The 13,052-nt window shown below is 71.3% G+C and carries 12 protein-coding genes; 4 read left to right on the top strand and 8 right to left on the bottom strand.

All coding sequences use genetic code 11. From position 1 onward, the window contains the following. From DEIPI_RS41580 to DEIPI_RS0119370, 7 genes are all read right to left on the bottom strand, one after another. Positions 1-2,101 (bottom strand): TIM barrel protein (locus tag DEIPI_RS41580; RefSeq protein WP_245588608.1); only part of this gene is annotated, 2,101 nt, incomplete at its 3' end. Positions 2,102-2,285: 184 nt separating this feature from the next. Continuing rightward, positions 2,286-3,239, bottom strand: a complete 954-nt coding sequence (locus DEIPI_RS0119345) for an ABC transporter substrate-binding protein (protein WP_027482850.1) — start codon at positions 3,237-3,239, stop codon at positions 2,286-2,288. Positions 3,240-3,297: 58 nt separating this feature from the next. Continuing rightward, positions 3,298-4,302: an ABC transporter permease gene (locus DEIPI_RS0119350; RefSeq protein ID WP_027482851.1), complete on the bottom strand. Its 1,005-nt coding sequence runs from the start codon at positions 4,300-4,302 to the stop codon at positions 3,298-3,300. Next, positions 4,283-5,803 (bottom strand): sugar ABC transporter ATP-binding protein, encoded by a 1,521-nt coding sequence (locus DEIPI_RS0119355; protein ID WP_027482852.1) that lies wholly within the window; start codon positions 5,801-5,803, stop codon positions 4,283-4,285. The genes DEIPI_RS0119350 and DEIPI_RS0119355 overlap by 20 nt, the downstream gene beginning before the upstream one ends. Beyond that, positions 5,800-7,014, bottom strand: a complete 1,215-nt coding sequence (locus DEIPI_RS0119360) for an ROK family transcriptional regulator (RefSeq protein WP_211238320.1) — start codon at positions 7,012-7,014, stop codon at positions 5,800-5,802. The genes DEIPI_RS0119355 and DEIPI_RS0119360 overlap by 4 nt, the downstream gene beginning before the upstream one ends. Positions 7,015-7,193: 179 nt before the next feature. After that, complete coding sequence (locus DEIPI_RS0119365) at positions 7,194-8,273, bottom strand: AI-2E family transporter (protein ID WP_027482854.1); 1,080 nt, start codon at positions 8,271-8,273, stop codon at positions 7,194-7,196. Between the two features lie 47 nt (positions 8,274-8,320). Beyond that, a complete protein-coding gene (locus DEIPI_RS0119370) occupies positions 8,321-9,001 on the bottom strand; it encodes a hypothetical protein (protein ID WP_157463809.1) in 681 nt (226 codons plus the stop codon). Between the two features lie 390 nt (positions 9,002-9,391). Between DEIPI_RS0119370 and DEIPI_RS0119375 the strand changes: the two genes are divergently transcribed. Further along, positions 9,392-10,168: a hypothetical protein gene (locus tag DEIPI_RS0119375; protein WP_027482856.1), complete on the top strand. Its 777-nt coding sequence runs from the start codon at positions 9,392-9,394 to the stop codon at positions 10,166-10,168. 95 nt (positions 10,169-10,263) lie between these two features. Here DEIPI_RS0119375 and DEIPI_RS0119380 read toward each other — a convergent pair whose 3' ends face one another. Next, complete coding sequence (locus DEIPI_RS0119380) at positions 10,264-10,794, bottom strand: 2'-5' RNA ligase family protein (protein WP_027482857.1); 531 nt, start codon at positions 10,792-10,794, stop codon at positions 10,264-10,266. Positions 10,795-10,885: 91 nt separating this feature from the next. Between DEIPI_RS0119380 and DEIPI_RS0119385 the strand changes: the two genes are divergently transcribed. The 3 genes from DEIPI_RS0119385 to DEIPI_RS0119395 form a co-directional block, all read left to right on the top strand. Next, positions 10,886-11,899 carry an N-acyl homoserine lactonase family protein gene (locus tag DEIPI_RS0119385; RefSeq protein WP_052351835.1) on the top strand — a complete coding sequence of 338 codons (1,014 nt, stop codon included), beginning with the start codon at positions 10,886-10,888 and terminating at the stop codon, positions 11,897-11,899. A 68-nt stretch (positions 11,900-11,967) separates the two neighbouring features. After that, positions 11,968-12,417 carry a DinB family protein gene (locus DEIPI_RS0119390; protein ID WP_027482859.1) on the top strand — a complete coding sequence of 150 codons (450 nt, stop codon included), beginning with the start codon at positions 11,968-11,970 and terminating at the stop codon, positions 12,415-12,417. Between the two features lie 65 nt (positions 12,418-12,482). Next, positions 12,483-13,052 (top strand): glycosyltransferase (locus DEIPI_RS0119395; protein ID WP_027482860.1); only part of this gene is annotated, 570 nt, incomplete at its 3' end.

Genomic DNA, 13,052 nt, shown 5'->3' on the forward strand with positions numbered 1-13,052 from the left:
CCCGCGCCCCGTCGAGCACGGTCGGGAAGTCCGCGACGAGCGGATCGGGCGCGCGGCCCTCGGTCCGCGCCCGGATCGCCTCGGCCGCGCCGCGGTAGACGTTCGCGAAGGCCTCCAGAAAGGCCTCCGGATGCCCGGACGGCAGGCGCGTCGCGGCCTTCGCCTCGTCCGAGAGGTACGCGCTGCCGCGCGTGCGCAGCTGACGCGGCTCCCCGGGCAGGTCGACGCGCAGCACGTTCGGGTCCTCCTGATGCCAGTGCAGGCTGCCCTTCGTGCCGAAGACGCGCAGGCGCAGGTCGTTCTCGTCCCCGATCTGAATCTGCGAGCACCACAGCACGCCCCGCGCGCCGCCGACGAAGCGCAGCAGCAGGTTCGCGTCGTCGTCGAGACGGCGGCCCGGCACGAAGGTCGTGAGGTCCGCGCAGATCGACTCGATCTCCAGACCCGTGACGGTCGCGACGAGGTTCTCCGCGTGCGAGCCGATGTCCCCCACGGCGCCCGCGATGCCGGACCTCTCCGGGTCGGTGCGCCAGTCGGCCTGCTTGTTGTGCGCCTCCTCGAGCTTCGTGGCGAGCCAGCCCTGGTTGTACTCCACGATGACCTTGCGGATCTCGCCGAGGGCGCCGCTCCGCACGAGCGCGCGCGCCTCTCGGACCATGGGGTAGCCCGTGTAGTTGTACGTCACGGCGAACACCACGCCCGCGCGCTCGGTGACCTCCACGAGGTCGCGGGCCTGCTCGGACGTGTGCACGAGCGGCTTGTCGCACACGACGTGCACGCCCGCCGACGCGAAGGCGCGCGCCACCTCGTGGTGCACGTGGTTGGGCGTGACGACGCTCACCACCTCGATCCGCTCGCCCTCCGGCAGGGCGAGCTCCGCGCCGAGCATCTCCCGCCACGAGGCGTAGGACCGCGCGGGGTTCAGGCCCAGCGCGGCGCCGGACCTGCGCGCCCGCTCTGGATCGCCGGAGAGCGCGCCCGCGACGAGCTCGTACTGCCCGTTGAGCGCGGCGGCCATGCGGTGCACCGCGCCGATGAAGGCGCCCTCGCCGCCGCCGACCATGCCGAGCCGCACGCCTACGCACGCCCCGGCCTCCTCCTGCTCGCGCGCGAAGGCCGAGTCGAACGCGCGGCCCGCCGCCGGGAAGTCCAGGCGGCGCGTGAAGGCCGCGCTCTCCGCCGCGCCGAACACGCGGTCCATGCGGGCGTCCTCCCACTCGACGCTGAGGGGCCCGGCGTACCCGATGTCGTTGAGGGCCACCATGACCGCCTCGAAGTCGATGTCGCCGCGCCCGACGGAGCGGAAGTCCCAGTAGCGCGCGGCGTCCCCGAAGGGTCGGTGCCCGCCGAACACGCCGACCTCGCCGTCGCCGCGGCCCCACCAGACGTCCTTCATGTGCACGTGGAAGATCCGCTCCGGGAAGACGCGCAGGAACTTCACGTAGTCCACGCCCTGGTAGCCGAGGTGGCTGGGGTCGTAGTTGAAGCCGAAGCGCGGGTGGTTCCCGACGGCGTCGAGCGCCTGACGTGCCGAGGCGACGTCGAAGGCGATCTCGGTGGGGTGCACCTCCAGCCCGAAGTTCACGTCCACCGCGTCGAAGGCCTCCAGGATGGGCGTCCAGCGGCGCGCGAAGTCCTCGAAGCCGCGCTGCCAGTACGCCGTGGACGTCGGCGGGAAGGCGTACAGGCTGTGCCAGATGGACGAGCCCGTGAAGCCGTTGACGACCTTCACGCCGAGCCGCGCCGCGGCGCGGCCCGTGAGGATCATCTCCTCGGCGGCGCGACGGCGCACACCCTCGGGGTCACCGTCGCCCCAGACGTGCTCGGGCACGATGTCGCGGTGCCGCTCGTCGATCAGGTCGCACACGGCCTGCCCGACGAGGTGATTGGAGATCGCGAAGAGCGCCAGGCCGTGGTCCGCGAGGAGTTCACGGCGCTCGCGGACGTACGCGTCGTCCTCGGCGGCGCGGCGGACGTCCACGTGATCGCCCCAGCAGGCGAGTTCGAGGCCGTCGTAGCCCATGCTGCGCGCGAGCGGCGCGAGTTCGGCGAGGGGCAGGTCGGCCCACTGGCCGGTGAACAGGGTGACAGGGCGGGGCAAGGTGGGACCTCCTTGGAAGTGGTCAGCCTTCAGCGGTCAGCGTTCGGTGAAGGGCTTCAGTCGTCGGTAGCGTGAGGTCGGCTGTCGGAGCTCGACCGTCAGGGAGAGCTCAAACCACGCGCGTGAGGTGAGGGTGAGCTCGCCCGCACGTACCGACGACGGATGGCTGACCGCTGACCGCTGCCTAGAACGGCGAGTTCGGGTAGTAGAACTTCGACGCGTTGCTCTTCGTGACGAGCACGGACGGGATGATGGTGCTCTTCGGCATCGCCTTGCCCGCCACACGCGCCGCCACGGCGAGCTTCATGGCGTCCGCGATCATGGACGGCGGGTACGTCACGTTGGCGCGGATGAGCTTGTCGTTGCCGTCCATGACGCGCTTGATCATCTCCTTCATGCCCGCGCCGCCCAGCACGAGCTTGACGTCGGTGCGCTTCGCCTGCTGGATGGCGCGCAGCACGCCGACGGCCATGTCGTCGTCGGACGCCCAGACCGCGTCGATCTTCGGGAAGCGCGTGAGGTAGTCCTGCATGACCTTGAAGGCGTCGTCGCGGTTCCAGTTGCCGAACTTCTTGTCGAGGACCTTCACGCCCGGGTACTGCGCCTTGAGGGCCGCCTCGAACGCGTCGACGCGCTGGTTGTCGATGACGGTGGGGATGCCGCGCAGGATGACCACGTTGCCCTTGCCGCCCATCTCCTTGCCCATGTACTGCGCGGCGACCTTGCCGAAGCCGGGGTTGTCGCCCGCGACGTACGCGTCCTGCGCCGAGGCGTCGGTGAGGCCGCGGTCCACCACGACGGTGTACACGCCCTGCTTCTTGAGGTTCGCTACGGGCGCGGTGAGGGGCGCGCTCTCGTACGGGAGGATCACGAGGGTGTTGATCTTGTTGACGGTGTAGAGGTCCTGGATCTGGTTGGCCTGCTCCGTGGCGTCCTTGGCGGTCTTGACGATGATCGTGGCGTTCGGGTACTGCTTCTCGAGCGCCTTTTTCGCCTCGTTGGCGTGGTAGACGACGCCGCCGGTCCAGCCGTGGTCGGCGGACGGGATGGAGACGCCGATGACCTGCTTGCCCTGCGCGAGCGCGCCCGAGACGCCGAGCGCCATGGAAACCAGCAACGTGTACGTGATGTGCTTCATGTCTTCCCCCCTGTGAGTCCTGCGAATGGCCTGCGTCCGGACGCCGCGCCGACTCGTCCTACCTCCTGCCCCGCTGGAAGAACGCCACGAGGATGATCACGACGCCCTGGACGGCGGCGTTGAGGTACACGCTGATGATGTTCGTGAGGTTGAGCATGTTCTCGATCGTCACGAGCAGCACGGCGCCGACGACGGTGCCCCATACGCGGCCCGCGCCGCCGCGCAGGGCGGTCCCGCCGATGATGACGGCCGCGATGGCTTCGAGCTCCCACAGCAGCCCCGTCGACGGCGACGCCGAACCGAGCCTCGGGACGTACAGGATCGTCGCGAGCGCCACGCACACGCCCTGCACGACGTACGTGAGGATCTTGACGCGCGTCACGTCGATCGCGGCGTAGCGCGCGACCTGCTCGTTGCTTCCGATGGCCTGCACGTACCGCCCGTAGCGGGTGCGGTTGAGGACCAGTCCGCCGAGGAGCGCCACCGCGACGAACACGAGGATCGGCACGGGAATCCCGAGGACCGACCCGTAGTACACGGGCGAGTACGTGTCGGAGAGCTTCAGGTCGAGGGTGATGCTGCCGCCCTGAGAGAGGTACGTGAGGACGGCGCGGAAGATGCCGAGCGTGCCGAGCGTGACGATGAACGGCTCGATCCGTCCGCGCGTGATGAGCGTGCCGTGCGCGAGCCCGGCGAGCGCGCCCACGACGAGCGCGACGAGCATCCCGACCATGACGGTCGGCACGCCGCTCCCGAGGGAGGGCGCGAGGGCGTTCATGATCAGAATGACCGTGCCCGCCGTGAGGGCCGCGAGACTGCCGACGCTGAGGTCGATGCCGCCGGAGATGATCACGAAGGTCGCGCCGACCGCGATGATGCCGATGAACGCGGCGCGCGTGAGGACGTTCGAGACGTTCGCGAAGGACGCGAAGTCCGGATTGAGGGCCGTCGCGAGGAGCGCCACGGCGATCAGTCCGAGCAGGGGGCCCAGGCTCCCGACGCGCGCGAGGACGCTCCGCGCGGTCCGCGGGGTGGCGGTGGGGTCAGTGGTGGGTGTGGACATGGCTGGCTCCTTCTTCCCGCGTGAGGCCCGTGGCGAGGCGGATCACGTCCTGCTCGGTGAGGCCGTCGCCGCTGAGCTCCCCGACGACGCGGCCCTCCCGCATCACGAGGATGCGGTGACACAGGCCCAGCAGTTCGGGCATCTCGCTGGAAATCACGACGACGGCGCGTCCGCCCGCCGCGAGGCGGTGGACGAGGTGGTAGATGTCGCGTTTGGCGCCGACGTCCACGCCGCGCGTGGGCTCGTCGAGGATCACGACGCGCGGGTCGACCTCCAGGATGCGGCCCAGCACGAGCTTCTGCTGGTTGCCGCCCGACAGGGCCGAGGCGGGCACGTCGAGGCGGCCCGTGCGGACGCCGTACTCTTTCGCGGCGCGTTCCAGCGCGCGCTGCTCCGCGCGCGGGTCGAGCAGGGGCCGCGCGTAGCGCTCCAGCGTCATGAGGGTGAGGTTGGGCCGCAGGGGCATGTCCACCAGGAGCCCCTTGCCCTTGCGGTCCTCGGAGAGGTAGACGACGCCGTGCCGGGCCGCGTCGCCGGCGCTGCGGATGCGGACGGGCCGCCCGTCGCGCTCGACCCTCCCGACGCTGCGGCGGCGCAGCCCCAGCAGGCCCTCGAAGGCCTCGGTGCGTCCGGCGCCCACGAGACCCGCGAAGCCCAGCACCTCGCCGCGCCTCACGTCGAAGTTCACGCCGCCCGCGAAGCCGGGCACGTCGAGGTCGCGGACGGAGAGCGCGACCTCGCTGCCCGGCTCGGCCTTGCCGGGGAACATGTCGGTGAGCTCACGGCCTACCATGAGGTTCGCCATCTCGTGCGGGCTGAGGTCCTGCGCGGCGCGCGTGGTGACGAGCCGTCCGTCGCGCAGGACCGTCACGCGGTCCGCGACGGCCTTGACCTCCTCCAGCTTGTGGCTGACGTACAGCACCGTGACACCCTCGCCGCGCAGACGGCGGATGAGGTCCAGCAGGGTGCGCGTCTCGCTCAGCGTGAGGGACGCGGTGGGTTCGTCCATGACGAGCAGGCGCGCGCGGCGCGAGAGCGCCTTGGCGATCTCCACGAGCTGCTTCTGCGGCACGCTGAGGTCTCGCACGCGGGTGCGCGGGTCGAGCCGGACGTCCACCAGCGCGAGCGCCTCGCGGGTGCGGCGCACCATCTCCGCGTCGTCCACGAGTCCGCGGCCCGGTTCGTGCCCGAGGAAGACGTTCTGCGCGACCGTGAGGTCCTCGGCGAGGTTGAACTCCTGGTGGATCAGGACGACGCCGAGCGCCTCCGCGTCGCGAGAGGAGCGCAGGGTCACGGGCTGTCCGTCCACCTCGACGTGGCCCGTGGTGGGTTCGTGGTAGCCGGCGAGCATCTTCATGAGGGTGCTCTTGCCCGCGCCGTTCTCCCCGATGAGCGCGTGCACCTCGCCGCGCGCGATCTCGAAGGTCACGTCGCGCAGCACCTCCACCGCTCCGAAACGCTTGCCGACCTCGCGGAACGCGGCGTGGACGTCGTTCCTCACGGGCGTCCTCCCCGGTCGAGGACGCCGAGCAGACCGAGCGCGGCCGCGCCGAGCACCCCGCCGCGCTCCCCGAGGGTGCTGGGGCGAATCTCGATGTGACGGGTGGACAGCGCGAGGGAGCGCCCGTACACGCTCTGCCGGATGGAGGCGAGCCACAGCGGGCCCATCCCGACGATGCCGCCCGTCAGGACGATGTGCGAGGGGTTGAAGAAGTTCACGAGCGACGCGAGCATCATCCCGACGAGCTGCCCGGAGCGCTGCACGATCGCGAGCGCCACGGCGTCCCCCTCGCGGGCGGCGCGCGCCACGTCGGGCGGCTCGAGGCGGCCCGTCTCCGCGAGGACCTCGGCGAGCCGTTCGCTCTCCCCGGCCTCGGCGGCGCGGCGCGCGTCACGCGCGACGGCGGGTCCGGCGGCCATCGCCTCGACGCAGCCGACGTTGCCGCAGTGGCAGCGCGGCCCCAGGGGATCGACGCAGATGTGCCCGACGTCACCGGCGGCGCCGTCCGCGCCGCGGTAGATGCGCCCGCCGCTCACGATGCCGCAGCCGATGCCGGTCCCGACCTTCACCACGAGGAAGTCCCCGGCGGGCTGTCGGGCGTGCCAGAGCTCGCCGAGCGCGAGGACGTTCACGTCGTTGTCCACGAGGACGGGCGCGTCCACGAGCCCGGCGAGGTCCTCGCGGATGGAGAAGCCCTCCCAGCCGGGCATGATGGGTGGGCTGACCAGCAGGCCGCTGTGGACCTCCACGGGGCCCGGCACACCCATGCCGACGGCGAGGACGTCCTCGGGCCGCAGGCGCTGCTCGGCCAGCAGGTCGCCCAGCAGGGTCTTCACACGTTGCATCACGCGGCCGGGGCCGTGCCGCACGTCGGCCACCTCACGCCGCTCGGCGAGCACCGTCATGGTGGGCGCGACGAGCGCGACGTGCAGGCTCGTCGCGCCGAGGTCCACGCAGGCGAGCACGCCGAGGTCCGGCGCGAGCGCGAGGTGCTCGGCGCGGCGTCCGCCCGTGGAGCTCAGGGGGCCGAGTTCCTGCAGCAGGCCGCCCACGACGAGGTTCGAGACGACGGCGTTGAGCCGTGACTTGGAGAAGCCGAGCGTGTCCGCGAGCGCGCCGCGTGACGCGGCCCCCGACCAGAACACGCCCCGCAGCACCTGACGCTCCACGGGCGTCAGATGGTCCCAGCGACTGTACACCTGCGTCGTCACGTTCCCTCCACCTCGAAGTGGTTCCTGTCCTGATTGTCGGTCTGCTTCGAGTGTAGGAACGTCCGCTTCGGACGGTCAAGCCCGAACTTCGGCCCTCAATGGGCCGAAGTTCGCTGACGACGGGTTGATGGGGAGGCCGACGAGGGTCGTCGGGATGCGGCGCGCGGCGCGTGGCGGGGTCAGGCCTGCTCCAGGATCTCGGCGACCTGCTCCTCGGGCACTTCCGGCAGGTCCGCGCGGGAGAGCCAGAACGCCTCGTACAGGACCTTCGCGATGATGAGGAAGGGCACCGTCAGGAACGCCCCGACGAGGCCGAAGGCCGTTCCGAGCAGCAGGATGCCCGTGATGATCGAGACGGGATGCAGCGAGACGGTGCGTCCGAACAGGTAGGGCGACACGATGCCCTGCACGACCTGCACGGCGATCAGCCAGGCGGCCACGGCGACGGCGCGGCCGGGGTCCTGCGCGAAGGTCACGAGGACGGGGACGCCGTTGGCGACGGTCGGGCCGAGGTTCGGGATGAGCTCCCCGAGCGCGGAGAGGAAGGCGTACACGAGCGCGTTCGGCACGCCCAGCACGGTCAGGCCCATGAAGACGAGCACGCCGCCGCTCGCCATCACCGCGAGGGTGCTCAGGCCCCACACGCGCAGCGCGGACACGATGTCCTCGGTGGCCCGCACGACGCGGGGCCGCCACTTCTCGGGCACCGCGCCGATCAGGCCGCGCAGGAGGGGCTCGGGCCGTCCGAGGGTGTAGAGCATCAGCAGCAGCACCACGAACGCGTACCCGGCGAGCGCGAGCAGGTTGCTCGACACCTGCATCAGGCCGCGCATGAGTGGTCCGGGGACGGTGCGCAGGCTACGCCCGAACTCGGCGGCGGAGTCGCTCTGCAGCATCCTGCCGATCCAGGGGTTGGCGTCGCCATAGCGGCGGAGGTCCGCCGCGAACTGGCCCTGGTGTGTGAGGGCCGTCCAGGTGGCGCCGAGCTGCTCCATCAGGGTGGGCACCAGAAACCAGACGAAGGCCGCGAGGACGGCGAGCGCGCCGAAGACGGTTCCGAACACCGCGATGGGACGGGGGAGGCGCAGGCGTTCGTTCACGAAGCGCACGAGAGGGTAGAGCGCGGCGGAGAGCACGAGGCTGAGCATGAGGAGCATCACGCCCACCTGCACCACGCTCAGGAAGCGCCACAGCAGGGCCAGCCCGACCAGCACGAGGGCCGTGGGCAGCAGGTTCACGACGGTCACACGGGAGCCCATGAGAAATGTTCCCACCTCGCGGGGAGTGTTGGGAAGGGGCTCAAGGTTTACTCAGCGTGCGCTTCGTGGATCGTGAGCGTCGCGCGCGTCCCGCTCCATGCGGGCAACTCGCGCGCGGTCCGCAGGACGAACGCGCGCTCCAGCCGCTCGAAGAACGCGTCTTCGGCGGTGCTGCCGCCCGGACCGTCGCTGACCAGCGCGACCGTCCTTCCCGAATATCCTTCCAGGGCGTGCAGGGCCATCGGGTCGAGCGGGGGAGCCCAGCACAGCAGCAGAGCGCTGGGACCCGCGCGGGCGGCGGCGCGTCGTGCGTCCGCGCGGACCACCCGCGTCCAGCGCATGGCGCAGTACTCGTTGCGGTAGGGGCGCGCGTCCGTCGCGGTCACTCGGACGCCGCGCGCGCGCAGCAGGGCCGCCCAGTACCCCGTGCCCGCGCCGATCTCCACGAGCGGTCCCAGCCCGGCGAGGAGGTCGAGCGCGGCGTCGTCGGGGACGGCCCAGGCGTAGCGGGGCGTGATCACGTCGCGGGTCACGGCTTCCACCAGCGCGCGGGGCAGCCCGTCCATCCGTCCGAGTCGGGCCAGCGCGGTGGTCACCTCGTCCGCGAAGGGCAGGTGTGGTGGCGGGAGGCGCCCGGCCCGGGCATGCCTCCAGAATTCCAGGAGTGGATTGCCGACCGGGCGTGCTGTCCGGGTGAAGGGGTAGTGGAAGGTCGTCCGTCGGTTCATCTTGTCGGAGTTGTCGGGGATTCCCGTTCTGGTGGGCCGGGAGAGGGTGGGACGGGGGGGCTCCCTGTTGCTCCGTTTCTGCTAGTCTAGACAACTTTTATCCAAATTCGAAAAGGGGACGTTCGTTGGCGCGCTCCCTGCTGCCCGGGCCGAGGCCAAGGCACCGGAGAGGATCCCTGCGAGGTTCGCCGCCGCATCTCTCTTTGTTCATGTCGCTTCCCCATGCGAGTTGGACCCTGGAGCACCCGACTTTCTGCATCTATAAAATTCGTTGTCTAGACAGGTCGAGGGAAAGGCGAAGACCCGCACCCTCCCACCCGGACTTGCCCGCCCTTCACGCCCGCCAGTCACACTGATGTTCGTGCCCTCCACCCCCATCACGGTCCACCCATGATCACGAAACTCCTGCGCCACCTCGAAACCAGGCTCCCCGAGGACGACCTCGTCCGTGAGGCCCGACGGGCGCGCGACCTGGCCCGCACCCTGGACGTCACCTGGACACCCCGAGCCGCCTGGTGGCGGGCGGAGCTCCGCGCCGTGGACGACCTCGAGGTCCTGCTCGACACGCCGTTTGCGTGGCTCACGCGCCGCGCGGAGCTGATCGCCGCGTACCGACGAACGGCGGCACTCGACTGGAAGGCCGAGGTGGCGCTCCACGAGGGCGCGCACGCCTCGGCCGGGCTCCTCGCCGGCTTCGCGCCGTCCCTCTCGTGGACGCAGGGCCGCGAGGAGTTCCCGGGCGGCGTGACACGCGCCACCCGGCACCCGGGCCCCAGCGCGAGCCTGCGTTTCTCGTGGCGCGGCGAGCAGAAACGGGTCGTGCTCGGCGGCGGCGAACTCGGCCTCGACCTCGTGGAACGGACCGTGGCCTTCGGTCTCGCGCCACGACTGCTGACGCTCCCGGGCGGAAGGCCGCTCACGCTCAGCGCGCACGACGAACGGACGCTGGAGCGCGCCCTGCGTGTCGTCCCGGTCTCGGACCGCGAGACCCTCGTCACGAGGGTGGAGGCGCGCCTCCGGTCGCACCCGGACTTCGAGCGCGGCGCGCACGCCCTGGCGACGGCGATGCTGGAGCGCTGGCCCGCCGACCTCGACGCGGGCGCGGCGCGTGACGTGTTCCGCGAGGCGCGTCGGACCGGGCCCGACGCGCCCCCGACCGTCGGGTGATCCCGGCGGTGGGTGGTGAATCGTCGTCGATCCGTCCACGCCGATGAGCGTCCTTAGAATATCTCTTCTCTGCATGCCGTTCGCCGAAGGGCCCCTCAGCGCCCGACGAGGGCGCCCCTTCCGAGTGGGAGATCACGGTCCACCTCGTAGGTTCCTCCGGGCGAGGGTTTCCGGAAGAGGCGCACGAAGGTGGCGTGAAAGGTGACGGGCGTCGTGAACGTCTCCGTGGCCCTCGCGAGCGCTTCGTCGAAGCTCACCCCCAGTGGAGCGCGGCTCAGCACCAGCGTGAGGTGAGGGGTGAACGCACGCCGTCCCTCGAAGGGCGCGAGGGGAGCTCCGACCGCCCCGACGAGGTCGAGATGCAGGTCCCGCAGGCCCTCGCCCTGGACGCCGAGGTAGACGACACGGCGCCCGAAGGTACGTACGCCCGTGAGGGTCACCTCCACGGGCGGATGCGAGGCGCAGGCACGCTCGACGTCGGGAAGCCAGCGTCGGTCGGGCGTGAGGTGGTCCGGCGCCTTGACGGTGACGTGAGGCGTCGTGATGCGGTGACCGAGAGACGCCTGCCAGGCGACGACCTCGCGCGTGAAGCCGTCGGGTGGGACGAGGCCGAGGAAGTGGCGCACACCACACTGTCGCTCCCGGGCATGTGGGGCGTTCGCCGCCAGCGTGAATGGTAACAATGTTATGAATTCATTCTGCTGTTACAACAGGATCATGAATCGTAGAGAAGTCCTCAGGACCGCCGCGCTCACCCTGGGCGTTCTCTCCGCCGCGGGCGCGGGCACGCGCACTGTCGGCCGCGCCCGGGCCCGACAGGCCGAACTCGACGTCACGGCCTCGCCCCGCGTGGCGCCCGTCACCGTGCAGGTGTCCCCGAACGTCCGACTGCACGGCGTCCAGAGCGGCTGGATCGCCGTCAAGGAGGCCCACGTCCGCCTGCGCGGACCAAGCGCCCTCCGACTGCCCGCCATCGTCGCGGGCACCCGGTGGGCAGCCCCCATCCCGATCCTCTCCTGGATCGTCGAGCACCCCGAGGGCGTCGTCGTCGTCGACGCCGGGGAGCGAGCGGACGCCCGCGACCTGGACGCCTACACCCGCCACGCGGACCCCGGCAACCGCTTCATCATCCGCGGCAACTTCCGCGTGAACGTCCACCCCGACGACGAGCTCGGCCCGCAACTGCGCCGACTCGGCCTCTCCCGGCGCGACGTCCGCCACGTCGTCCAGACGCACCTCCACTTCGACCACGCGGGCGGCCTCACCCACGTCCCGCGGGCCGAGGTCCTCGTCGCACGGGAGGAGCTCGACGGGCAGCGCGCCCTGCCCGTCGGCGCACTGCGCAGCGTCTGGCCGCCCGAACTCGAACCTCGCCCGGTCGACGTCCGGCCAGCAGACACGCCCGGCTTCGCGCGGGAGCACGTCCTCACCCGCGCGGGCGACGTCGTGATCGTCCCCACGCCCGGACACAGCTACGGCCACCAGTCCGTCATCGTCCACGGCGACGACCGAGCCTACCTCCTCGCGGGCGACGTCACCTTCGACGAGGCTCAACTGCTGCGGCGCGAACTCGCGGGCATCGTGCACGACGTCGCGCGGGCGGCGGACAGCCTGGAACGGACCCGCGCCTTCGTCCGGTCGACCCCGACGGTCTTCCTGCCGAGCCACGACGCCTCGTCGCTCGCCCGGCTCGCCGCCCGGCAGATCACGACCGTGCCGGACGCGGGCTGACGCCCGGCCCTTCATGTACGCGACGTGGGCGGACGTCACGCCGTCCTACGTGGAGTATGCTCCCCCGTATGCAAACCAGGGAATTCTACGCGTACCTCACGCGGGCACGCCGCGTCCTGTGGGCCGCGCTTCGCGCCGTTCCCGAGGAGGACCTCTCACGCGCCGTCATTCCCTCGGACGGCGCTCGGTGCGTCAAGGACCTCGTCGTGCACGTCGCCGTCGTGGAGGACGGCTGGGTCCATGGGGACCTGCTGCGCGAGCCCTTCGTCGCGCAGACCCTCGGGCGGCCCGAGCCGCGTTCCGCCGACGAGTACTGGCACCACGAGACCGAGCCGCTGAAGGACCTGCTCGCGTACTGGGAGGCGGACGAGAGCCGTCCGGAGACCTTCTCCCCGGACGAGGTGCTGTGGCACGTGATGCAGCACGAGGTCCGCCACACCGCGCAGATCGTGCTGACCTTGCTGATGCTGGGACACACGCCGCCCCGGCCCGACCTCGCGTTCTTCGCGGCGCGCTGACGCCGCCACGCCCGGGAGTTCGATAATGCCGCGCCCCCGCGCGGGGCGCTCCTACCGTGAGGGGCATGTCCTCCCGGCTTCGCGTCGCCCTGGTCCATCACCTCGACGTCCTCGATCCCCTCACGTGGTCCGGAACGCCGCGGGCGCTGCTTCGCGCCCTGCGGCGGCGGGGCGTGGAGGTCCTGCCCGTCTCGCCGCTCGACCGGGCCACGAGCGAGCAGGACCTGCGGCGGCACGCGCGGTACGCCCGCGAAGGTCAGCTCTACCACCTCGACAGCACGCCGCGCGCCGTGGCGGGCTACGCGCGGCAGGTGGAACGCGCCGCGCGCGACCTGAACCCCGACGTGATCCTCGGGGTGAACCCCATCGCGCTCGCGGACCTGAACGTGAAGACGCCCGTCGTGCTGTGGACGGACGCCACGTACGCGCTCCTGCACGACACCTACCCGAGCTTCACCCGCGTCTGCGCCGAGAGCGTCGTACGCGGGTGGCAGGTGGACGCCTCGGCGCTCGCGCGCTGCTCGCTCACGCTGTACTCCAGCGAGTGGGCGGCGCGCTCGGCGCGCGAGGACCTCGGCGTGCCCGCGGAGCTCGTCGGCGTCGTCCCGTACGGCGCGAACCTCGACGAGCCGCCC

The organism is Deinococcus pimensis DSM 21231 (assembly GCF_000519345.1).
Taxonomy (GTDB): domain Bacteria; phylum Deinococcota; class Deinococci; order Deinococcales; family Deinococcaceae; genus Deinococcus_A; species Deinococcus_A pimensis.

Coding starts and splice junctions, on each gene's coding strand:
- DEIPI_RS0119350 (WP_027482851.1), bottom strand. CDS start 4,302: ATGTCCACACCCACCACTGACCCCACCGCCACCCCGCGGACCGCGCGG.
- DEIPI_RS0119385 (WP_052351835.1), top strand. CDS start 10,886: ATGAATCGTAGAGAAGTCCTCAGGACCGCCGCGCTCACCCTGGGCGTT.
- DEIPI_RS0119375 (WP_027482856.1), top strand. CDS start 9,392: ATGATCACGAAACTCCTGCGCCACCTCGAAACCAGGCTCCCCGAGGAC.
- DEIPI_RS0119345 (WP_027482850.1), bottom strand. CDS start 3,239: ATGAAGCACATCACGTACACGTTGCTGGTTTCCATGGCGCTCGGCGTC.
- DEIPI_RS0119390 (WP_027482859.1), top strand. CDS start 11,968: ATGCAAACCAGGGAATTCTACGCGTACCTCACGCGGGCACGCCGCGTC.
- DEIPI_RS0119365 (WP_027482854.1), bottom strand. CDS start 8,273: ATGGGCTCCCGTGTGACCGTCGTGAACCTGCTGCCCACGGCCCTCGTG.
- DEIPI_RS0119370 (WP_157463809.1), bottom strand. CDS start 9,001: ATGAACCGACGGACGACCTTCCACTACCCCTTCACCCGGACAGCACGC.